The following is a 22,860-nucleotide window of genomic DNA, read 5'->3' on the forward strand; positions in this document are numbered from 1 at the left end:
TCAGAGGGGTGACAGATATTCCTTTCTTTTTATATAGGCTTATGAAATTGTGTGCTTAAGAGAGTAGGCTTGCAACTGGGTTTTAGGACTGACCCCTTCTACGGCTGGAGGAGGTGCTAAGAAAAACCCATTTGATTATGATGAAGAGTAAATTAAACTATTAAAAAAACAGAAAAACAAATGAATTTCAAGAAGATTTACGGTCTTATCCTTGGTGTCATTGCCGCAGGCTTGACATCATGTTCAAGTGATTTGAATAATGAGGAGAAAGCTCCTGTTGGTCCTAATGAGACAGCGGTACGTTCGCTGAGTATTGCCACAGGCGATGCGAAAACTCGTTCTGAAGTAAATATTGATGCTGGTAATAAGTGGGTTACTGGCGATAAATTCATGGCTTATAACCGCACCTTTACGGGTTCTTCTCCTGAGTCTCGTTATGGTATATTAACTGCAAGTAGCACTGGTACAAGAACAACACTTGATGGTGTAATCGCATGTAAGAATGGTGACGAGTTAGGCATTTTCTATCCTGGTTCATACGTCACAGGATTTGATCAGGGCAAAATGCCAGTAATTATGACTAAAAGTTATATCAATAGTAATAAGGGTCAAGATGGTTCTATGGAGAACCTAAAGTACTTTGATTATAGCTATGGAAAAGGAACGGTTACTGTAAATGGTGCTTCTGCATCAGGTAGCGTTGATATGAAGAAGTTGTATTCTGTCTTAGAGTTAGACTTCACCGTTGGCGGTACTAAGCTTACGAACATCAAGAAGCTTGTCCTTTCTAATGTTTATACAGAGGCTGTTTACAATATTCCGAATAATAAGTTAGAAGATTATGAAACAGGTAAGATAGAAGTTAATTCACCAGTATCACTTGAGAAGATATATGTAGCTATATTGCCACAAAACCACTTCAGCCCTACATTTGAAGTGTACACAACAGATAATAAGGCCTATCGTTTTGCTGTAAGCACTCCAAACTTTAATCTTGTTGCTGCTAAGGTTTATCCTTTCACAGTGCAAGTTCAGGAGTTTACTCCAGAACCAGTTAACCCTCCATACATCGAAATTAATGGTATAAAGTGGGGTAAGTCTAACCTCCAGTTTACTCCTAGTTCAAACGCTGAGGGTTGGAGAGGTGGTTTCCACCTTGCAGAGAATCCATGGGATTACTTCTATGCAGAAAGTAGTCCAATGACCGAGCAGCAAAAAGTAAAACGTGTGGATAGTAATTCTAAATTTGACCACTTCCGCTGGGGAGATATTTCTCGTGCTAATGACTATACATATACTTACGCACGGCATTATGATCCGTCACCGACAAGCATCCTGAAGAAGAATGAAAATAATGAGTTTGGTGACTTACCTTATTATGCATCAAATGGTAATTGGAGATTGCCTACTCAAAAAGATTATGAGGATTTGATGAGTCATACTGCACAGTATATTGGTTATTATTCAGATGGTACAAACGATATCTTAGGTATCCTTTTTGTACCTAAACCTTCCGACCCTTCAGAGATTGGTTATACTGTAACAAAGGATGGAAAGACGAATCGAGTGGCAAATTCTACAGCAACGTTGGGAAGTCTGTACAAAAGCGGTTGGAAACCTTATTACAAGGCAGCAGATAGTAAGTTGATTAAATTCACAAAGGAAGATATTAGTAAAGGACTTTTCTTCCCCGCTGCAGGTAAGTATTACCCTGAAAGTACACAGTTGCAAAATCCTGGACGAATGGGGCTTTATTGGACAGCAGATGTTAAGAACGAAACACAGGCTATTCCGTTTACTTTCACTTTCGACAATCAAGGAAAATTCACAAGCTCTGTAGGTAAGGCAACTTACTACCCTCCAAAGTATGAAATGTACAGCATCCGTCCAATCTACATTGGCGATTAGGACAAACAGACGGCCTCACCCCAAAGGTAGAAGGGAATAAATGCCGACCTACCTATTATGGGTAATCTCGCATAAAGGGTGTAGGACGAGAAATAGAGATTAAAGAAGAAGAAGTAAAAGACAGTAGTTTTTTGCTTCTTCTTTTTTTGTGTTGTGAAGAAGAAGACCTTGGACGAACGAGTAGAGAACGTTGGGGCGGAGGCAATATGGGAAGGGGGTTGAAGAGAGCGCAGGATGAGTTCGTGGACGAAATACCATGGGTTTAGTGGATGATACAGAATGAACTTGTAGACGGTGCTGAGTGGGTTCGTGGACGAAACACCATGGGTTCAGTGGATGATACAGGATGAGCTTATAGACGGTGCAGGATGGGTTCGTGGACGAAATACCATGGGTTCAGTGGATGTACAGGATGAGCTTGTAGACGGTGCAGAGTGAGTTCGTGGACGATAGAGATTGGGGTTGGTGGTGAGTAATCATGATTTCGTGGACGAAGAGAAATGGGTTTGTGGTGATACAGGCAGGAGGTGTGGACATTACAGAGTGGGGTTGTGGACGAGGCAGGGGTGCTTTGGTGGATTAAGCAGGCTGTGTTTGTAAGCTATTTTCATAGTCCTTAAATATAAGGGAGGCCATTCAAGGTTGCGAAAGATGCCCTTCATCGTTCGAGAACATGCCCTTCTTGATACAAGGAGAGGCCTTTCATGGTGCAAGAAAGGCATATACTCGTTTCGTGTTCATAACTCTCTGAAATCATGTGCGTTATATTCTTCCTTCTTGCTAATATTTCTATCGTAAATAAAAGTCTATCTCATCACTCTTTGTAAATGTTTTTCATGCAGCTTAAGAATAACCGATGTCACCACAAGCCAGATATGCTCACCGCTACATAGCGTCTCTTTCTCTCACGAAAGACTTTTCTTTCTCTCACAGAACTCACAGATCTAACAGAGCCTTTTTGCGCACTGTTTCGATTCCACAGAACGCCTCCGGCATACAGATTTCACAGAGCGTTATAGCTGATATCGGGTGTTGGTTGATGGTTGTTAGGTGTTGATGATTAGCCATAGGGGTATCTCGGTGATTACGCCCCTCCCTTTGGGGGAGGGGAAGGGGGAGGGGCCTCTGACCCACAGAACGCCTCCGGCATACAGATATCACAGAGGCCTTTCAACTAAGATTAGCTGTAACGCTCTGTGATATCGGTTGACTTAATGTCTCTGTGGGCCTTTGTGTGTTCTGTTCATCTGTGTAAATCTGTGAGAAAAAATATGTCATTCTTTATTTGTCATTATGTCATTCTGTCTTACAAAAATCACCAGTTTCTCTCCGTCACTCTGTTATTCTGTCTTCAAAAAACATCTGTCTCACTTTGTCATTATGTCATTATGTCTTCAAAAAAAACATCTGTCTCCTTCCGTCCCTCTGTTATTCTGTCTTCAAAAAACATCTGTCTCACTTTGTCATTATGTCATTCTGTCTTCAAAAAAAACATCTGTCTCCTTCCGTCCCTCTGTTATTCTGTCTTCAAAAAAAAATCTGTCTCTCTTTGTCATTATGTCATTATGTCTTCAAAAAAAATCTGTCACTCTTTCTCATTATGTCATTATGTAGGCCGTCAGAGGATACAGAACTTAGATAAGACAGTACAGAAAAAACAGAAAAGAGGGTGTGTCTATTATGACACACCCTCCTTTGTTATGTTATTACCTCGAAGAGGAAATCAGTTCTCAGCGTCCTTTTTATTTCTTTCTTCCATTTGTGATGTATTTTATAGCAACGTTCATATCTCTTGCAATAACCTTTGCATCACGCTGGAGGTCTTCTCTGTCGTTCCCTTGCAAGTAGCGTTCAAATCGCCTTACAGACGTCAGTCCTAATGATGACAAGAAACCTGTTCGCAGGTTTGGTCTATGTTTAAGGAGTTCTGATGTCGTTACTTGCTTGCGAGTGATATCTAAAACTATGTTCATAACCATTCGTGTTTGTTATAAAACAAATACGTTGCAAATATAAGACTTTTACTGTGAAAACGAAAGCGAAAGCACAATTATTTTTGCGTCGGACATAAGAAAAGAGGGTGTATCATTATCAACACTTTCTCTTTTCAGTCTTATTGATAGTCGACTCAAACGTCGGCTTGCGATGAAGAGATAAACGCCTTATTCATATAGCACTGTTCTCACTGCTTATATTATCTGAAATGTTCTGTGATATCTGCCGGCCGCAAGGCCTTTGATGGGTGTTGGGTGTTAGATGTTAGGTGTTGATGATTAGCCAAGGATGGGTGTTGGGTGATGGGTGTTGGCTGTAACGTTCTGTGATATCGGTTGACTTAATGTCTCTGTGAGCCTTTGTGTGTTCTGTTCTTCTGTGTTTTTCTGTGAGAAATAGAACGCACCCTCGCTATGAGATGAGACACATGTAACTCGCTGGGGAGGTCTTTCTTTTATGCTGGATATGTTTTTCTCTCACAGAGCACACGGAGGTCACGGAGGTTTTAAGCGCACGGTTTCGAGCCCACAGAAGGCCTCCGGCATACAGATATCACAGAGGCCTCACCCCCAGCCCCTCTCCGAATGGAGAGGGGAGTAGTATGTGAGGTTACCCCTATTAGCCTGCTAATGATAGGAGATGAGCTGCTAAACATTTGGAGGACATGTAGGGGTAACCTCGGTGATCACTCCCCTCTCCATTCGGAGAGGGGCTGGGGGTGAGGCGTCTGATGGGTGGTGGGTGATGGATGTTAGGTGTTGAGGATTAGTCATAAAAGCATCGAGATGAGACCATACTCGCATCAAGACGCACGCAGCGAAGGAGGGGTAACCTCGGTGATCACGCCCCTCCCTTTGGGGGAGGGGAAGGGGGAGGGGCCAGCTGTGGAAGGGGGAGGGGCCTCTGTTAGGTGTTTTTAATATGTTAAACATCCTAAATTGAAATAACATTCGTAAAGGATATAAACGCAGGATGAAATGTTTTTTATATCTTTACGGCCGAGTTTAATAAACATTATACCATTTGTAAACATAAATGTTAAGTCGAGTTGTCGACCTGAGTAGCGTACTCTTTATCTAATAAGGTAACTAAAAAGAAGAATTAAGATGATAAAATTAAATGAATTAGACTTGCTGTATGCGTCAAGCACAGCAAGGAAAGACTACGTGTGTCCCGCAGCTATGCTCGTACACATAGAACCTGAGGGCTGTCTTGCAGCTGGAACTACACGCATGGGGGGCGGACATGAGAATGCCTACGACGATGATAATGAGTGGGAAGAAGAGGAGGACGATAACTAATAGTCGCTTTCATCGCTTATTAGAAAATATTAATTAACAGAGAAAAGAAAGTATTTTACAATGAAAAATATCGTTAGTAAATTATTAGTCACAGGATTGGTGTGCGCATGCTTTGCGTCATGTTCTACCGAGTCTATCGAAGAGGTGGGCGGTAAAAAGGCGGAGGATTACAAGGGGATGACCTGCTTCTCTGACGAAGGACCAGCCACTCGCACCGCAGGAAAATATGTCGCTCAGTCCTCTACCGAGCCTGCTCACGTGGCATTCCTGTGGACACAAGGCGACAAGATATGGGTTAACACGACTGGGGGGACTACCTTTGAGAAGAATGACAAGGATGATATCAGCGAACAAGTGGCTACGTCTAACTTCTACTTCAAGAAGAACCTCACCGCAGAGAGCTATAAGGTGAGATATACGGGTACGGTCTCTGACAAAGCTGACGAGGTTGTCTTTGCTGCAAAACAGAAACAGACCGCCCCCAACTCTGCCGACCTCATCGGACAATATGGCGACTGTGGTATCGCTACAGCGACGAAGAATGCTAATCAGAAGTATTCTTTCAATCTTGCTCACAAGGCTGGCTACCTCGTACTAACACCCTACTCTTCGGTCCATAAGTTCGACTCCTCTGTCGGTGTTCGGGCCGTGTACGTCACTGCCAACGAGGGTCTTACAGGTACATACACGATGGCTGCAGACGGAAAGCTCACGAAGAAGACGGAAGAAGGGAAACAGATTGTGTGGTACTATCAGGAGGATGTCGCAGGACATAACAATATCAATGAAGAAGATGGCAAACCTTTCCTCCCTATCCCAGCCACTTCTGATGCGTCAAAGAATGGCATCATCATTGTTCTCCCCCCTGGTGAATACACTAACCTGTCGATTGAATATCTTTTAGTCGACCCCTTGAGCGGTGGTAAAGGCTATTATAAGAAGAGCTATAAAGGTACGGTAAAGGTGGAGGCAGGCAAGCCTCACTACATAGCAGAGAACATCAAGCTCTATGAATACGACAAGAACCAGTACTACACATGGGATGCTGCGACCGACGAATACTTCTGGAAGGGACATGAAGACCGTCAGCCTATACTCCCAGGTGACGTTATGGAATATCGTGAAGACGGTTTCCCAGATCCTACTGGCACTACGGACGCACGAAGCTATAACCATTCACAAGGTCACACAACCACCGTCGACGGTAATAAAGCACTGAAAAGTGCCGCTAACGCAATGAATGTCAACGAGGCTCTATGGCTGGTAGAGAAAGGTTCACCGATGTGGGATAAGACGAAGCTATACGCTATCACCTACCGTGATAATGTATGCCATCTCTTCAACACTGGTGTGTGGTTCAAGACACTGAAGAAGATTGCAGCGGACGAAGGTAAGACTTTAGAAGCCTTGAAGACACTTGCGCCCAACGGAAAAGACTATCGTATCGATCCTGCTGCACCAGAGGTTAATGTAGAAATAGCGTCATTCGGGCGGCCAGCTAAGGCTAACACTAATGCGGACTACATGTTCTTACCTTGCACAGGGTTCTATGGTTTCAAGCATACGGAGGGAGCTTCAGCCCAATTAGAGACACCTTACAAGATTGCAGCCCCACTCATAGGAGCCACCGCAATGTATTGGACTTCATCAGCTGCAGCACGTTCTTCTGAGGGTGCATACGCTCTTAGCATCTTCTCTTCAGCCGTAATCGACGAGTACACTGTCTCTGTAATAAACACAACCAAGTATAGTGGTCACCCTATCCTCTTCGATAACATGGGTGTAAACGGTCCTGGTAAATTCCGTATAAAATAAGAGTTCATACATTAAACCTCCCTCGCCTTCCTGCGTCTAAACAATAAAGAGGCAACCAAAAAGGGAGGGGCAGCCTGCGCCGTGGGCGAGTTGTAGGATAGTCTATGACATGGCGAGGCAAGCAAAAAGCGAGTCTCTGTCTGCGCTGTGGGTGAGTTATAGGGTTATCTATGGTGTAACGAGGCAAGCAAAACACGAAGGGTTAGCTGCTTTGTGGGTGCATTGTAGGATTGTCTAAGGTGTGACGAGGCAAGCATAAAGCGAGTCTCTGTCTACGCTGTGGGTACATTATAGGATAGTCTAAGGCATGACGAGCCAAGCCAAACACGAAGGGTTAGCTGCTTTGTGGGCGCATTGTAGGATTGTCTATGACATGGCGAGACAAGCAAAGAGCGAGTCTCTGACTACGCTATGGGCTCATTGTAGGATAGCCTAAGGCGTGACGAGGCAAGCATAGAGCGAGTCTCTGACTACGCTATGGGCTCATAATAGGATAGTCTAAGGTGTTGACGAGACAAGCGAAACACGGAGGGTTAACTGCTTTGTGGCCGCATTGTAGGATTGTCCAAGGTGTGACGAGGCAAGCGAAAAGGAAGGTTCAACCAACTTCATGATTTCATAATAGAATTATATTAACCTTAGTGCATATCACGAAACACTGAGTTTTTAGTTGGGCACCACCTGCATTGCAGGTGGTGCTTTTCCTTTCATCGCCCCTCTCCAAGCACGAGGAAGAAGCCCTCCTATCCTCTTCACGCCAAGACATCACGCTAAATCTGTAAACTATTTTCGTCCCTCTCCCATCCTGTCCATGCCCTTCAACGCTCAAGGAAAGGCCCTTCAACATCCGAGAACATGCCTTTCTTGATACAAGAACATGCCCTTCTTGATGCAAGAAAGGCCTCTCCTCTTTTCGTATCCATAACTCACTGAAATCATGTGTGTTATATTCTTCCTTCTTGCTAATATCTCTATCGTAAATAAAGGGCGGCCTTGTTGTGTTTTGTAAATGTTTTTCATGCGTGTTGAGAATGACTTATATCATCACGAGACAGATACGCTCACCGATTCATAGCGTCTCTTTCTCTCACGAAGGGGATTTCTTTCTCTTATTCTGGGGAGTCTTTTCTCTCACAGAACTCACAGATTTAACAGAACATATTTGCGCACTGTTTCGAGCCCATGAGGAGCTGGCCCCTCCCCCAACCCCTCCCCCGCAGGGAGGGGCGTAGTATGTGAGGTTACCCCTACAAGACTGCCATTAAGGGACATAACGAAGCCTACATCCTTTTTATAGGGGTATCTCGGTGATTACTCCCCTTCCCTTCGGGGGAGGGGAAGGGGGAGGGGCCACTATCTTTCTGAACCCTGTGTGTTCTGTTCTTCTGTGTTTTTCTGTGAGAAAAAGAATACACCCTCGCTATGAGATGAGACACATGTGACTCGCTGGGGAGTTCTTTCTCTCACGAAAGACTTTTCTTTCTCTCACAGAACTCACAGATTTGACAGACCCTTTTTGCGCACAATTTCGAACTCACAGAAGGCCTCCGGCATACAGATATCACAGAACGTTATAGCTAAAGGTGGCTGTAACGTTCTGTGATATCGGTTGACTTAATGTCTCTGTGAAACCCTGTGTGTTCTGTTCATCTGTGTTTTTCTGTGAGAAAAAGAAAACACTTGAGAGTCGTGGGGAGGTTTTTCTTTTATGCTGGATATTTTTTTCTCTCACAGAGAACACGGAGGTCACGGAGGTTTTAAGCTCACGGTTTCGAGCCCACAGAAGGCCTCCGGCATACAGAGTTCACAGAGCGTTATAGCTAAAGGTGGGTGTTGGGTGTTGGGCATTAGGTGTTGAGGATTAGCCATAGATGGGTGGTGGGTGATAGTTGTTAGGTGTTAATGATTAGTCATAAAGGTGTCGGCGAGGGTTCACATTCCTATCAAGACACACGCAGCGAAGTAGGGGTAACCTCGGTGATTACGCCCCTCCCTTTGGGGGAGGGGAAGGGGGAGGGGCCAACTGGGGCTGGGGGTGAGGCGTCACTTAGCCTCCTTATTCCTCCCAACAAGCGCACGGAGGGTGAAGTAGAGCTCTTCTTGAAGACGGAAGAGGAGCCATAAAGGACGAAAGGGGAACCATGAGGGGCGATGAAGGAGCCTTGTAGGACAACGAAGAGAGGACCATGAGGAGCGGTGGGAGGGCTGGGAAGGACGGAAGGGGATATAGCCGAACTTGCGGCGGAGGGACGGACTGACCTGCTGAAGATGGATGGTTTGCCAGACGTGGCGCATGATTGACAAGGCTTCTTGGCGGTCGGTGGCCGAGAGCTCATGCCGATGAAGATAATAGAAGAGGTATAACCCCACTAAATTCTGCCATCTTATCGTCTCATAACAACGGAGGTTGACCTCGGAGGTGCCTATGGCAACGAGCTGACAACGCATACGCTCGTTGGCTAAGAGATAGTCGAAACGGCGCACACTGACCCTGTGTGTGGTAGAAGAAGTGTGCTGCCGATAGTAGTAAACACCCTCGCAGACCGCTACCTTACGGGATTTTAGATAATGAATACGTGTTATGTTCTCGTCACTATACGTCCGTAGGGCATCGTCGTAAGGGTAGGCATGGTGGATAGCTGCCCTGATGGCATAGACTCCATGTATCTTCCATGTAAGGCTATCGACAAATGCTCTCTCACCCGACAGGGCCTCGAAAGGGGGCATGGGATAGGTTTTCTCACGCCCATCAGCATAGTGGAGAACAACCTGAAAGAGTACGCTATCAACGTCATCGGTGAAGGTCTTGCAGACAGCCTCAAGTGCATTGGGGGCTAACCAGTCGTCGCTATCCACAAAGCAGATAAACTCGCCCGAAGCATTCGACAGTGCCACGTTGCGGGCAAAGGCTATCCCATGGTTCTCATCGAGGGCAAACACCTTCACACGTCTGTCTCTTTCGGCATAGTCTCGTAGGATGGCAAGGGAGTTATCGGTTGATGAGTCGTCGACACAAAGCACCTCTATGTCGTGCAAAGTCTGCCCTAAGAGGGAGTCAAGGCATTGCGGCAAGTAGGCAGCCGAGTTATAAACGGCAACGAGAATACTAATCTTTGGCATGGCGAGTAAACTTATTTTTCACCTTATTAATCATGGTGTTCCATAGTCCCGACTTCGATCTCAACACACGAAGGGAGACTATCGTACTGGTGAGGCACAACGTTAGGGCTGCTCCCCAGCGTAGGCTGTCGTGTTCAGAACGTACACAAAAGAAGACGAGGAGGCCGATAGTCATCTGAATGAGCGTATAGACCACCACAGAAGACGACAGTCGATAGTCGTAACGTGCGTAGGCATAGCCGTAGACACAGCCGAGATTGAGCACTCCTGCTGCTGCTGCGCCTAATCCAGCACCAAAGAGTTGTCCCTTCCAGAAGCCAAGTAGCACGAGAGAAACAAGTAGGAGATCATACAGACCCTCTAAGATTAGATAAGAGCGGGAGTCGCCCTTGGCCAAAGGGATATATTCTACGGGTAAGCGAATGGCCCGCACATACATCGCCAAGACCAACACTTGTGCCATGCCGAGGGCTGGAAGGAACTTATCAGAATAAAGGAAGAGAATCAACTGGGGTAGGAACAGGAGGAAAAAAGACAGTAGAGGCGAGATGAGCAAAAGCGTCACTTCTATCTGACGGTTGACGATCTGGTTGAAAGTGAACCGTAAGCTATTCACACCAGAGAGCCGAGGAAAGTAGTCAGTCTCCATCGCTGAGAACACCATACCAGCATAAACCATCGTCATCATGAACCCTGCATTATAGAAGCCAACGGTCGACAGGTCGGCTACATTGTTCAGATAACTACGTATGATCAGCTCGGCTCCAGAGCCTAAGATGCCTGCGAGGACGAAAGCTGTGCCCAGACGTATCATGCCCCAACCCTTGTCTAATAGCGACTTACGCAAGGAGACGTGTGGAGGATAGAGCCGATAGGACACGACGATGGTTAGGAGTAGTTGCACTAAGGCCATCAACACCAACGAAGGGACGATGGCTGTGTCGCCAAAAAGATAATAGAGTGGGACGGTCAGAACCAAGGCTGCGAGGACGTTATAGACCGAGATAGCCGCTAAAGCACCCAACTTACGGACGCCTTTGAGGATGGCCAGTTCGCCTCCCGCCAATGCTGTCAGTGCAACACAAGGCGAGAGCAGTACGAAATGAAGCGTGTGGCCGTCCCATGAGAAGGTGTAACGACTTAGTAGCGGACTGAGGGCTATGCAGATAAAAAGACCCAACAAGGCCGTCAGCAAACTCCATGAGCGCACGACAGCGATGTCGGTCGTCAGCTTCTCCTCGTCTCCCTTGTCGTAATCCTCAGCCAGATTGCGCACAGCACTCATAGGGATACCGAAGTTCGTAGCGTCGCCTATGAGTCTTGTTGACGAGTTAAAGAGAGAGATAAGACCGACTCCCTGCGGTCCAAGTAACATTGCAACGCACTTGTTACGGACGATACCAATCAGCACATTCAGCACCTGTACACCACCAAAGAGGCTGATGTACTTTAAGATATGTAGGTAGCTGTCAGTATTAGAGACTTTTTTCATCATAATAACTAACGCATTTCAAAGTTTTTTATTATTTTTGCATCAAACTATTATCACATGAGTCTATCTATTATCATACCTATCTTTAACGTTGAAGACACGCTTCGTCGCTGCTTGAGGAGTGTGTTGGCTCAGATAGACAACACGATGGAGGTGGTGCTCGTTGATGATGGTTCGACGGACGCTTCACGGCAGATTGCAGAGGAGATGACGGCCGACAGGGCGAACTGTAGGCTTATCTACCAGACAAATAGGGGTCTTTCGGCTGCAAGAAACGCAGGGATAGACGTGGCAACAGGCGACTATATTACCTTTGTCGACTCTGATGACTTCGTTGCCGAGGGTTCTTACGCGGCCTTGATGGCTGTGTTAGCTGCTCACCCCGACTACGACATCCTTGAATATCCTGCCTTGCTGCACTATGGATGTGCGTCGAAGCAACGCTTGCTGACCTTCGATGACACGACAGTCGACTCTGTTCGCGACTATTGGCTACGGGGTGGTCACCTACACACCTACGCTTGTAATAAGATTTTCCGACGTGATCTCTTTTCTGAGATACGCTTCCCTGTGGGCAAGGTGTTCGAAGATGTCTATACTTATCCTTACCTTCTCCAACGGGCAAAGGTAGTGGCAACAACCTCCGTGGGCCTGTACTATTACTGTCAGAACGACAGAGGCATCACCGCTCAGGCTGGGGGAAAGGAACTGACCGACCTCCTCAATGCGCATCTCAAGCACCTTCATCTATGGGGCGAACTGACTCCTGCCTATTACGAGGCGTTGGTAAACATTCAGATGGATGTCTATGAGACCACACAGGCCGCTCCCCTCCTACCCGTCCTACCCTACAAAGGGACCTTGAAACTCTTTATTCTCCACCTAATAGGATTAAAACGCTTATGTCAACTCAACCAGTTTATTCACAAAATAAGGAAGATAAGCCATTAGTAAGCTTCATTGTCACTTACTATAGCGAGTCTATTGATATACTAAGAGACTGTGTCAACAGTATTTTGGCATTGAGTCTCAATGAGACCGAACGCCAGATTATCGTCGTGGATGACGGTGCCGACTATTCGCCTATCAATGAGTTACTGGCCTTATCGGCCGACATCATCTATGTCAGACAGCCTAACCAAGGATTAGGACAGGCCCGTAACACGGGATTGGCCTTGGCTGAAGGCAGCTTTGTTCAGTTCGTTGATGCCGACGATATGTTGCTGACAAGCACCTACGAGCAGTGCCTTGACATCATTAGATACCAAGAGACCGACATGGTTCTGTTTGAGTCTACGGATAAGACGACGGTCAAACCGCTCGCTGACGCACAGGGTCCGGTTAGTGGAACGGAGTATATGACACACAACAACATAAACGGCTCGGTATGTACGCTCCTCTTTCATAAGGACATACTACACGACCTTCGCTTCCCGAAGGGTACGCTCCATGAGGATGAAGAGTTTACCCCACAACTCATGCTACGTGCTGAAAGCATCTACACAACCCATAACAAGGCTTATTACTACCGTAAACGCGAGGGCTCAATCATGCACAGACGTGACAGACGGTGGCGCATCAGACGCCTTGCTGACGCCGAACAGGTTATCTACCGACTACAAGAAGGGGTAGACCACCTCCCTGTTAAGGAGCGTATCGCTATGGAACGACGCATCGCACAACTGTCAATGGACTTGATCTACAATGTCATCACGCTCACACATGACGAGACTCATCTCAACCATGTACTCCAACGTCTCTCGCAGCACGGCCTCTTCCCGCTGCCTGACAAGGATTATACAAGTAAGTATAAATGGTTTAGAAGAATGACGAACAGTAGTTTCGGACGTAGATTACTACTAATGACTTTACGTCTGAAACGGTAATTTTTATCTACGAGAAGGGGACTGACTGTCTTACACCTGTCCTATCCCAAGACATCTGTGATGGCCTAATAAGAACACATGAACAGGACGATCTAAAAAGCAACTAACCCCTTCTCCCTCAGCGAAAGAACACCCACAACGAATGAGAATCCTCCTCTTAGGCGAATATAGTAACGTACATAACACACTGGCAAAGGGTCTGCGCCAATTAGGACACACGGTGACTGTGGTCTCAAATGGCGACTTCTGGAAGAACTACCCACGTGACATCGATGTAGCCCGACCCTCTGGTCGACTCGGTGGACTGCGCCTATTGGCTAAAATCTATGCCTTGCTGCCCCGCCTGCGAGGCTATGATGTCGTACAGTTCATCAACCCCATGTTCTTTGAACTTAAAGCCGAACGCCTCAGCTCGATATTTCGTTATCTGAAGAAGCATAATAAGAAGCTGATACTCTGTGGTTTCGGAATGGATTACTATTGGGTAGATACGTGCTCAACGACGATGCCCTTGCGTTATAGCGACTTTAATATCGGTAGCAGACTGCGCCAGAACGAGGAGGCTAAGGCCGAGCGCAAGGACTGGATCGGTACGGAGAAGGAACGGCTTAACATACTGATGGCGAACGAGTGTGACGCTATCGTGACAGGACTCTACGAATACTGGCGATGCTACGAACCGCATTTCCCGAAGAAGACGGTCTTTATCCCCTTCCCTATCGTGGTGGGTGAGCGGCCCAACATACCTGACACACCACCAGACCTCCTGAACCTCTTCATCGGAATTAGTAAGAGTCGGTCGGCTTATAAAGGTACGGATATCATGCTGCGAGCGGCCGAGACGGTGAAAGAACACTATCCTGACAAACTCAACCTTAAGCTTGTAACGGGCTTACCCTTTGATGAATACGTGCGTACGATGCTGGGCTCGGATGCTATCATGGACCAGCTCTACAGCTACACGCCCTCGATGAATCCCTTAGAGGCCATGGCCCACGGTATTATCTGTATCGGTGGCGGCGAACCAGAGAACTATGCTATCCTCAACGAGACCGTCCTCCACCCCATCATCAACGTCCTCCCCACCTACGAGAGTTGCGTAGAAGAACTCACAAAGCTGGTCAACAACCTCTCTCTCATCCCCTCTCTCCGCCGCCAAAGCTATGAGTATGTCTGCAAGCACCACGACTTTATCAAGGTGGCCCAAGCCTATATCGAATTGTATAGGGGGTTGTGAGGGAGGATAAAAGCGGTGGGCAACGCCATTAAACAAATGCATAAAGCCCCCCGCAAAGCGAGAGGCTGCTATGCACTCACAGGCGATGAGTGACTTTTGTCATAGGCCAATAAGGAACCTCACCTATATATTCTCAGCAGCTCGACGTATCCGAGCAGACAGGTCCATAAGCGCATTTCGCAGCTGTTCAGCCTCTTGTTCGTTGAAACCACCTGCTCCTCCATTACCGTCGATACCATCCATTTTGTGATAGAACCACGACGATGACTTCTGGAAATAGGTTCCTGCAAAATCCCGCCATGAGACAGCCATAAGGATATCTTGTACTTTTCTTTTCATATCTGTAACCACTACTGGTTTTGTCATTACTGTTTCCATATCTGTATGCTGTTTATGTTTTAATATGCTCTCCCACCTGATAAGGAGGGAAAGAGGGCGTTTATTCGTCGTATGATGACCGAACCATTGAGTCGAAGAGTTGTTGTAAGTCCCACAAGAGCTCGGGGTATCCGTTTGGAAAAGACCGATTGTAATTTCTTATACCCTCAAGGAGTTCCCGCTCTTCGGGCGTAACCTCCATCATTTCCTTCCGCTGTTTCATATTCTCATAGTATTCTTTTGACAATACAAAAGTACTATAAATATTTGTAGTAAGCAAATGTTTACTACGAAAAACGTAGTGATGTTGTATTAAGCAAGTCAAATCATGGATGTATAAAAACTGTCATAACGATACTATTCTGAGATATTCTCACAAACTCAAAACTAAGCCTTTGGATAGAAAAGACTATACTCATTTATGTTATTTTCTGTTTGCTGTCATATTTAACACTTCTCATAATAACCTTCCTTTCAGTAGGTTGCATACACAAAAGCCGTGACAAGAATGACAGCAAATCTTAAACTACGATTTAAGAGGGAGTTGGAAAAAAGGAAGAGAAGAGGAAAAGCTACTCCCTCTGACAGTATTCATCATGATTGTAATTGAAAGATATTAAGTTTAATCCTACTCATGCGTGATACTCCAAACATACTTTACAGCCTTTCAATTATCTCGCTATGAAAGGAAAAACATACGCTCTGTGAGGAAAAGAACGCTAAACATTCCAAAAGGAATTGTCAATATATTTCAGTTGTCATGCCCCTCTCTCTCCGAGGAAAGGCCGAGCTTGGAACAAGAGAACGCCCTTCAACATCCGAGAACATGCCCTTCTTGCACGTTGAAGACGCCCTTCTTGGAGCAAGAAGGGCATGTTCTCAATTCATATTCGTAACTCTCTGATAACGTGCTGATTATATTCTTGTACCTTGCTAATATTCCCATCGTAAATAAAGAGCGACCTTGCTGTATTTTGTAAAGGTTTTTCATACGTATTAAGAATTACTCATATCATCACAGAAAGGTTCGCTCAACGATTCTTGGCTTAGCTTCCTCACACGTTGGGAAGGTTTATCTCTCACAGAGCACACGGAGGTCACGGAGATTTTAAGCGCACGTATTAATTCGTGGAAAGTTTTTTCTCTCACAGAGCACACGGATGAACAGAACACACAGCATTCCACAGAGACATTAAGTCAACCGATTTCACAGAACCTTACAGCCAACGTTAGCTAATCATCAACACCTAACACTCAACACTCAGCACCCGTCTTTAGCTGTAACGCTCTGTGATATCTGTATGCCGAAGGCCTTCTGTGAGCTCGAAATTGTGCGCAAATGGGTTCTGTTAAATCTGTGAGTTCTGTGAGAGAAAAACCTCCCCAGCGTGAGAGATAAACCTCCCCAGCGTGAGAGAAAAAACACATAACGACCCACGCAAGCAGGCCAGTAGGGGTAACCTCACATTTCACTCCCCTCCCTATGGGGGAGGGGTCGGGGGAGGGGCCACCTTGGTGTAGAGTCTTGCTCACTCTTCTTTTTTTCCCTCCCCTCCCTTGCTTTTTAAGAAAATAAACCGTATATTTGCGGAGAAACTACCATTGGCAAGATGCAGAGACAGCAATGTGAAGGACAGAAAGGACGGGCGTGGAGCTGGGAACTAACGATTATAATGCTGATACAACTTGTCTCGGCAGGGCTCTACGGACTGATATTTATATTAATGTATGACTCCATCCACCTGCGATGGGGACTGGGTTACGCATTGTTATGGACTGCCCTACTGTCGCCCCTCGCCCTCATGATTGCCGCACGAAAGAGTAGATGGAAACTGTATATACGTATTTACGGTGCACTGATGGCCTTTGCGCTGTGGCTAATGGCCGTTTTCTGTCAACTCTTGGGGGCCGACATCTTTCTCCCAGCCACCTGTTACTGTAAGGACGGAGACTACCTCGTAAGACGAACGTACGACTTCTTCGACAATAAAAAGATAGGGGTTTATAAGGTGGAGGACCTGACGGAGAGGCTACAGTCTACTTATAGCTATGCGAGTCTCGACTCTATAAAGGTGTACGAGTCGCTGAATGCCATCGCCTTCTACTGCTCGCCTCACATTGAGAAAGGCCCCTTTGGCAACAATCACATTGGTCCTATCCGTGTACTCGAACAGCTCACTGACGACCCGTTAGACTCGGTTCAGATAAAAGGAGTAGAACAACTTGCCCGCAGACGCAACCTTAAAATTGGCATCTCGCTGGTAGATTACTTAGAAGAAAACGAATAATGATGAACTATCCCGCACTTAAACAACATGCTTACCTCGTAGTGACTCTCCTCGCTCTAACCCTCCTTGGCAGTAGCTTCAAGGGTGGGGTGACCGATAGGGACGACTTGCCCGATAGCATTCGGATGGCCGTTGACTCACTAAACAAGTTTGGACTCTTTGCACAAACTTACCGACTGGGGACGAATGGGACGCCGTCTGCACAATACGACTATGCTGATTGGCTCAGACGAAACGCCACTGCCGACCAGTTGGCGACGATTGCTAAGACTGGCTCAAGCCCTGTCACACGCCTTTGGGCACTCAGACTGCTACTGGAGGAACCCCATCCACAAGTGGTCGACGTGCTGAAAGCGGCTGTCAATGACACCACTGAGACGCAAGAAGGATATGGCTGTCTCTACTCAAACATGCCGTTCAACCTCGCTGCCTTTAAGAACTATTACTTCGATCAGGAGAATGTTCAGACGAAGGAGACGCAGGAGGCGATAGACAGTATGGCTTTCTTTGATTTTATGAGGCGTTATGACTATGACACAGAGATACTCGAACAGCTTGAACCGAAGCCGAACTACTATGCTGCCGCTGCCGAAGCTGCTGACAGTGGACGGGTGGGTATCTTGCCGCTGTTGGTTAAGTATAAGAATCCTAACGACCGACAGCGTATCAACAGACTGCTTATGGCCGACTTTGAAAAGGAAGGGGAGGTGTCTGCAATGTGCTATAATGCTGTCGAGACATGGGGCAAACCCGACTTTGAGGAGTATGCTAAGCATGTTTGCCAGGCTGTCATCGGTAAGCCAAAAGACTATAACTCAAACTTTTATCTGCCTCTTCTCTTCCGTTATCCAGCACCTTGGAGCTATCAACTCATCGAGAACGTACTCGCAGGAAAGGACCGATACAGTGACATCGAGGAGTATAAGGAATACATGAAAAGTCGAGCTGACGAGGGTGAGGTGCCTCCGCTCTTCCAATCACTATACGACAGATACATGCAAGAAAGGCGGAGTGTCAGAAGTGGAAGACCACAGACGGAGGAGTCGCGGAGGGTTCTTAAGATGGCTGTTGACGCCTTAAACAAAGAGAGCTACTTTGCTGAAAGCGAGAAGAAGGGCACTTACCCTACCTATAGACTCGAACAGATTGACTACGCAGACTCGATATACTACAACGCTACTACCGACCAACTGGTAGCATTAGCCACATCGAGTCCATCGCGTATCACACGCCTCTGGGCCTTACGCTTCCTATCAGAAGAACCTAACAAACATGTGCTTGGCATACTGAGAAGGGCTATCAACGACACAACAAGCGTCTGGCTGATGTCGAGAATGGGAGTACATCAGGTAGAACCATACAACCGCTTGGCCTTTCGATACTATAATGAAGCCAGCACAAATTGGCCAGAAGAGATGCAGACACCTATCGACAATTTGTTGTTCTTCGTCTACATGAAGCGATATGGGTATAGGGACGACCTCCTTTGTTACCTTCGTCCGCTCAAGCGCTACCACCCCACCATTATTAAAGAGGCCGATAAGGGTAACACAGACGTGTTGACATTCCTCCTTCAATACAAGAATCCAAACGACATAGGCCGTATCAACAAACTACTGAGGCTCGACTTGAAGAAGAATGGGAAGCAGACTGACACGGCTTACATGCTCCAAATCTTTTGGAAGAAGCCCGACTTTGAATGGTATGTGAAGACTATCTGTCTTGCAGCCGACAAGGATAAAGGGTTGTACTATGACCCTCGTTACATCTCTCTCATGTGGGACTATCCCGCACCTTGGAGTTATCATCTATTCGAGAAGATACTCTCTGGGAACGACCCCCTCACCATCAGGGATGTTGTGATGAACGTCCTAAGAGAGAAAGCAGAACAGAATGCGGTCCCAACTGCCTTCCGCCCCCTCATTGATAAGTATGGGGAGAAGGAGAGATGAGGGACCTCCCCCAGCCCTACGAGGGACCTCCCCCAGCCCCTCCGAAGGAGGGGAGCCCCCAACAGGACATAGTTTGATATGGTTGGATAAACTCTTCTTCCTACTTTCATCACGTTATCTATTAAAGACCCTCACCTTATTTATTAAAGTCCCCCACGTTATCTATTCAATATCCCCACGTTATCTGTTCAACATCCCCAGCTTATCTATTCAACATCCCCACCTTATTTATTAAAGTCCCCCACGTTATCTGTTCAACAATCCCAGCTTATCTGTTCAACATCCCCACCTTATTTATTAAAGTACCCCACGTTATCTGTTCAACAATCCCACGTTATCTGTTCAACATCTCCACGTTATCTGTTCAACATCTCCACCTTATTTATTATATAGTTATACTCCTTCAACATTTGTCATTATGTCATTATGTCTTCAAAAAAATATCTGTCTCCATTTGTCACTATGTTATTCTGTCTTAAAGAAAACATCTGTCTCCATTTGTCATTATGTTATGCTGTCTTAAAGAAAACATCTGTCTCCATCTGTCACTATGTTATTATGTCTTAAAGAAAACATCTGTCTCCATTTGTCATTATGTCATTATGTCTTAAAAAGAATATCTGTCTCCATTTGTCATTATGTCATTATGTCTTAAAAAGAATATCTGTCTCCATTTGTCATTATGTCATTATGTCTAAAAAAGTACATCTGTCTCCATTTGTCATTATGTCATTATGTCTAAAAAAGAATATCTGTCTCCATTTGTCATTATGTCATTATGTCTAAAAAAGTACATCTGTCTCCATTTGTCATTATGTCATTATGTCTAAAAAAGTACATCTGTCTCCATTTGTCATTATGTCATTATGTCTTAAAGAAAACATCTGTCTCCATTTGTCACTATGTCATTATGTCTTAAAGAAAACATCTGTCTCCATCTGTCACTATGTTATTCTGTCTTAAAGAAAACATCTGTCTCCATCTGTCATTATGTCATTATGTCTTCAAAATAAATCCCATCTGTTAAATATGTCTTACTCTGTTACCCTGTCTCCCATACCCTGTCACCCTCTATCCACGGGTCATTCTGTCTTCAAGAGGGCTGCGCACGCCATCCTGTCGTTGCTCCTTTTGGTTCTTTTTGTCGGTAGCCATAGCGCATGTGCACGACCATCAGCACAGCTGTCTGACACCGCCAAGATAGCTCTCGACTCCCTCCACCGCTGCCGTTACATGGCTCTTACACGAGGGATAGGCGTCGCTGGCACACCATCCAAGCAATTTGTCTATGCCAACCAACTAAGTCGTCACACCACAACCGACCAGTTAGTCGTCATTGCCAACACCGACACGTCGCACATAGCACGCTTGTGGGCCTTCCGAGTCCTACTCTATAAGGGTGATACACAGGTACTTGACGTATTGAGACAGGCATTCAGCGACACGACACACGTAGAATTCATGTCTGGTTGTAGCGGCTATGATGAGCCCTACAACCGTGCTGCTATCATCGTCTACGGCTACGACTCCAGCCTACTCCAGCTCTCCGACCCCCTACGTAACGCCCTCGATAGCCTCATCTTCTTCGACTACTCGAAGCCACATGGGTTTGCTGATGGGTTGGTAATAGACTTCAAACCCCACAAGACCTACTATACCACGGTTGTTGAGCAGGCCGACAAAGGCAACGATGCCATCCTTCCTCTCCTCGCAAAGTATAAGAACCCCAACGACCGCGAGCGTCTGAACAGGTTACTGAAAGCCAATATGAAACGAGAGGGAATGGCCAGCGACGCAGGATGTGAGGCCGTCACCACATGGAACGACCCCTCTTTTGAATGGTATGCCAAGGCCGCCTGCCATGCCGCCCTCAGTCAGCAAGACGCCTACGTAGACGGTATCCTCCCCTTGCTATGGGCTTATCCCTCCGCATGGAGCCGTCAGCTCTTCCAAAAGATACTCTCCCCAACAGCCGACTCCTTCAACCGGGAGGCAGCCATAGAGTTCCTCTCACAACAAGCCAAGGCCCACCCCATTCCCCCCACCTTCCGTCCCCTGTATGAGAGATATGTGAGGGGAAGGAGGTAACGCTCCGTTTCGTAAGTCGAAGTTTACGAGCTTTCGCTATATTCATGGTTCTTGTGAGGAATAAAGTGATAGGACTTGATTAATAAAGAAAAGGTTCTATCTAAGAACTTTATAGTCACCTCTCCTGATGAGATGACACACAAACAACTCGCTGCAGAGTTTTTTCTCTCACAGAGCGCACAGAGTTCACAGAGTTTTTGGTGCACAGTTTCGAGCCCACAGAACGCCTCCGGCATACAGAGAACACAGAGCGTTACTGCTAAAGAAGGGTGTTGAGTGATAGTTGTTAGGTGTTGATGATTAACTATAAAGGTATCGAGGTAAGACCACAACAGCATAACAACGCAAGCAGCGAAGTAGGGGTAACCTCGGTAATCACTCCCCTCTCCATTCGGAGAGGGGCTGGGGGTGAGGCTTCCAGAAGGCCTCCGGCATACAGAGTTGACAGAGCGTTACTGCTAATGTAGATACTAATAAGGGGGCAACACGAAGCCTACATCCTTCTTATAAGGGTATCTCGGTAATCACGCCCCTTCCCTTCGGGGGAGGGGACGGGGGAGGGGCCATCATCTTTCTGAACCCTGTGTGGTCTGTTCTTCTGTGTTCTTCTGTGAGAAATAGAACGCTCCCAATGTATGATACAACACACAAACAACTCGCTGCAGAGTTTTATCTCTCACAGAGCACACAGAGTTAACAGAGCCTTTTTTGCGCACATTTTGAGCCCACAGAACGCCTCCGGCATACAGAGTTCACAGAGCATTACTGCCAAAGAAGGATGTTGGGAGATAGTTGTTAGGTGTTGATGATTAGCCATAGGGGTATCTCGGTGATCACTCCCCTTCCCTTCGGGGGAGGGGAAGGGGGAGGGGCCATCATCTTTCTGAACCCTGTGTGTTCTGTTCTTCTGTGTAAATCTGTGAGAAATAGAACGCACCCTCCATGTGAGAAAGAACGCTTGAGAGTTGCTGGGGAGTTTTATCTCTCACAGAGCACACAGAGTTCACGGAGCTTTTAGGCGCACAGTTTCGAGCCCACAGAAGGCCTTCGGCATACAGAGAACACAGAGCGTTACTGCTGAAGGTTGGGTAAAAATTGGGAAAGAGGAGAATTTATAGAGTAATAAAAAATCATTACATTGTAGAGAAAGAAACATCCTCTAAATAAGCGTTTAACGTACCTTACAATTACTTTTATAACCTACACGAAATCAAGATGTTACGAATAGCGATTAAGAACACGCCCTTCTTGCTTGTAGAAGACGCCCTTCTTGGACCAAGAAGGGCATGTTCTTGAACGTTAAAGAGCCTCTTCTTGCATCAAGCTCGGCCCCGTCTCGATAAGAGAGGATAATTACCAGAAAGTTGGCCCCTCCCCCGGCCCCTCCCCCGAAGGGAAGG

15 protein-coding genes are annotated in these 22,860 nt (G+C 46.3%); 10 read left to right on the top strand and 5 right to left on the bottom strand.

Going from position 1 to position 22,860, the window contains the following annotated elements; genetic code table 11:
• Positions 1-180: 180 nt before the first annotated feature.
• Together CHB62_RS11415 and CHB62_RS15260 are read left to right on the top strand one after the other, a co-directional pair.
• Complete coding sequence (locus CHB62_RS11415; RefSeq protein ID WP_240616282.1) at positions 181-1,908, top strand: fimbrillin family protein; 1,728 nt, start codon at positions 181-183, stop codon at positions 1,906-1,908.
• Between the two features lie 309 nt (positions 1,909-2,217).
• Complete coding sequence (locus CHB62_RS15260) at positions 2,218-2,346, top strand: hypothetical protein (protein WP_254919382.1); 129 nt, start codon at positions 2,218-2,220, stop codon at positions 2,344-2,346.
• A gap of 1,304 nt (positions 2,347-3,650) precedes the next feature.
• Here the strand turns inward: CHB62_RS15260 and CHB62_RS11420 are convergent.
• Positions 3,651-3,881 carry a hypothetical protein gene (locus CHB62_RS11420; protein ID WP_089366972.1) on the bottom strand — a complete coding sequence of 77 codons (231 nt, stop codon included), beginning with the start codon at positions 3,879-3,881 and terminating at the stop codon, positions 3,651-3,653.
• 1,128 nt (positions 3,882-5,009) lie between these two features.
• Here CHB62_RS11420 and CHB62_RS11425 point away from each other — a divergent pair.
• Together CHB62_RS11425 and CHB62_RS11430 are read left to right on the top strand one after the other, a co-directional pair.
• The gene (locus CHB62_RS11425) at positions 5,010-5,204 is read left to right on the top strand and encodes a hypothetical protein (protein WP_089366955.1); all 195 of its coding nucleotides are present in this window, start codon (positions 5,010-5,012) and stop codon (positions 5,202-5,204) included.
• A 60-nt stretch (positions 5,205-5,264) separates the two neighbouring features.
• Complete coding sequence (locus tag CHB62_RS11430; protein ID WP_089366956.1) at positions 5,265-7,019, top strand: hypothetical protein; 1,755 nt, start codon at positions 5,265-5,267, stop codon at positions 7,017-7,019.
• 2,043 nt (positions 7,020-9,062) lie between these two features.
• Here the strand turns inward: CHB62_RS11430 and CHB62_RS11435 are convergent.
• A complete protein-coding gene (locus CHB62_RS11435) occupies positions 9,063-10,139 on the bottom strand; it encodes a glycosyltransferase family 2 protein (protein WP_089366957.1) in 1,077 nt (358 codons plus the stop codon).
• Positions 10,126-11,631: an oligosaccharide flippase family protein gene (locus CHB62_RS11440; RefSeq protein ID WP_089366973.1), complete on the bottom strand. Its 1,506-nt coding sequence runs from the start codon at positions 11,629-11,631 to the stop codon at positions 10,126-10,128. Before CHB62_RS11440 ends, CHB62_RS11435 begins: the two co-directional genes overlap by 14 nt.
• Positions 11,632-11,688: 57 nt before the next feature.
• Here CHB62_RS11440 and CHB62_RS11445 point away from each other — a divergent pair, with 57 nt between their 5' ends.
• From CHB62_RS11445 to CHB62_RS11455, 3 genes are all read left to right on the top strand, one after another.
• Positions 11,689-12,582 (top strand): glycosyltransferase family 2 protein, encoded by an 894-nt coding sequence (locus CHB62_RS11445; protein ID WP_089366958.1) that lies wholly within the window; start codon positions 11,689-11,691, stop codon positions 12,580-12,582.
• Complete coding sequence (locus CHB62_RS11450; protein WP_167386082.1) at positions 12,534-13,517, top strand: glycosyltransferase family 2 protein; 984 nt, start codon at positions 12,534-12,536, stop codon at positions 13,515-13,517. Before CHB62_RS11445 ends, CHB62_RS11450 begins: the two co-directional genes overlap by 49 nt.
• A gap of 142 nt (positions 13,518-13,659) precedes the next feature.
• The gene (locus tag CHB62_RS11455) at positions 13,660-14,754 is read left to right on the top strand and encodes a glycosyltransferase family protein (protein ID WP_089366959.1); all 1,095 of its coding nucleotides are present in this window, start codon (positions 13,660-13,662) and stop codon (positions 14,752-14,754) included.
• A gap of 123 nt (positions 14,755-14,877) precedes the next feature.
• On the opposite strand, the gene CHB62_RS11460 is transcribed toward CHB62_RS11455, so the two are convergent.
• Together CHB62_RS11460 and CHB62_RS14930 are read right to left on the bottom strand one after the other, a co-directional pair.
• Positions 14,878-15,132, bottom strand: coding sequence for a DUF5053 domain-containing protein (locus tag CHB62_RS11460; protein ID WP_009010348.1), 255 nt, complete (start codon positions 15,130-15,132; stop codon positions 14,878-14,880).
• A 61-nt stretch (positions 15,133-15,193) separates the two neighbouring features.
• On the bottom strand, positions 15,194-15,355 hold the full coding sequence (locus CHB62_RS14930) for a hypothetical protein (protein ID WP_009010347.1): 162 nt from the start codon (positions 15,353-15,355) through the stop codon (positions 15,194-15,196).
• 1,387 nt (positions 15,356-16,742) lie between these two features.
• Here CHB62_RS14930 and CHB62_RS11465 point away from each other — a divergent pair.
• The 3 genes from CHB62_RS11465 to CHB62_RS11480 all read left to right on the top strand — a co-directional run bounded on the left by CHB62_RS11465 (position 16,743) and on the right by CHB62_RS11480 (position 21,460).
• On the top strand, positions 16,743-17,420 hold the full coding sequence (locus CHB62_RS11465; protein ID WP_089366960.1) for a hypothetical protein: 678 nt from the start codon (positions 16,743-16,745) through the stop codon (positions 17,418-17,420).
• On the top strand, positions 17,420-19,372 hold the full coding sequence (locus CHB62_RS11470; RefSeq protein ID WP_089366961.1) for a hypothetical protein: 1,953 nt from the start codon (positions 17,420-17,422) through the stop codon (positions 19,370-19,372). Before CHB62_RS11465 ends, CHB62_RS11470 begins: the two co-directional genes overlap by 1 nt.
• A gap of 1,029 nt (positions 19,373-20,401) precedes the next feature.
• On the top strand, positions 20,402-21,460 hold the full coding sequence (locus CHB62_RS11480; protein ID WP_089366975.1) for a hypothetical protein: 1,059 nt from the start codon (positions 20,402-20,404) through the stop codon (positions 21,458-21,460).
• The last annotated feature ends 1,400 nt before the right edge of the window (positions 21,461-22,860 follow it).

This window comes from Prevotella jejuni, assembly GCF_900187995.1.
GTDB lineage: Bacteria > Bacteroidota > Bacteroidia > Bacteroidales > Bacteroidaceae > Prevotella > Prevotella jejuni.

What these genes read in the sequence shown, in the direction of transcription:
- CHB62_RS11415 (WP_240616282.1), top strand. Translation starts at nt 181, where the DNA reads ATGAATTTCAAGAAGATTTACGGTCTTATCCTTGGTGTCATTGCCGCA.
- CHB62_RS11420 (WP_089366972.1), bottom strand. Translation starts at nt 3,881, where the DNA reads ATGAACATAGTTTTAGATATCACTCGCAAGCAAGTAACGACATCAGAA.
- CHB62_RS11425 (WP_089366955.1), top strand. Translation starts at nt 5,010, where the DNA reads ATGATAAAATTAAATGAATTAGACTTGCTGTATGCGTCAAGCACAGCA.
- CHB62_RS11430 (WP_089366956.1), top strand. Translation starts at nt 5,265, where the DNA reads ATGAAAAATATCGTTAGTAAATTATTAGTCACAGGATTGGTGTGCGCA.
- CHB62_RS11435 (WP_089366957.1), bottom strand. Translation starts at nt 10,139, where the DNA reads ATGCCAAAGATTAGTATTCTCGTTGCCGTTTATAACTCGGCTGCCTAC.
- CHB62_RS11440 (WP_089366973.1), bottom strand. Translation starts at nt 11,631, where the DNA reads ATGAAAAAAGTCTCTAATACTGACAGCTACCTACATATCTTAAAGTAC.
- CHB62_RS11445 (WP_089366958.1), top strand. Translation starts at nt 11,689, where the DNA reads ATGAGTCTATCTATTATCATACCTATCTTTAACGTTGAAGACACGCTT.
- CHB62_RS11450 (WP_167386082.1), top strand. Translation starts at nt 12,534, where the DNA reads ATGTCAACTCAACCAGTTTATTCACAAAATAAGGAAGATAAGCCATTA.
- CHB62_RS11455 (WP_089366959.1), top strand. Translation starts at nt 13,660, where the DNA reads ATGAGAATCCTCCTCTTAGGCGAATATAGTAACGTACATAACACACTG.
- CHB62_RS11460 (WP_009010348.1), bottom strand. Translation starts at nt 15,132, where the DNA reads ATGGAAACAGTAATGACAAAACCAGTAGTGGTTACAGATATGAAAAGA.
- CHB62_RS14930 (WP_009010347.1), bottom strand. Translation starts at nt 15,355, where the DNA reads ATGAAACAGCGGAAGGAAATGATGGAGGTTACGCCCGAAGAGCGGGAA.
- CHB62_RS11465 (WP_089366960.1), top strand. Translation starts at nt 16,743, where the DNA reads ATGCAGAGACAGCAATGTGAAGGACAGAAAGGACGGGCGTGGAGCTGG.
- CHB62_RS11470 (WP_089366961.1), top strand. Translation starts at nt 17,420, where the DNA reads ATGATGAACTATCCCGCACTTAAACAACATGCTTACCTCGTAGTGACT.
- CHB62_RS11480 (WP_089366975.1), top strand. Translation starts at nt 20,402, where the DNA reads ATGTCTTACTCTGTTACCCTGTCTCCCATACCCTGTCACCCTCTATCC.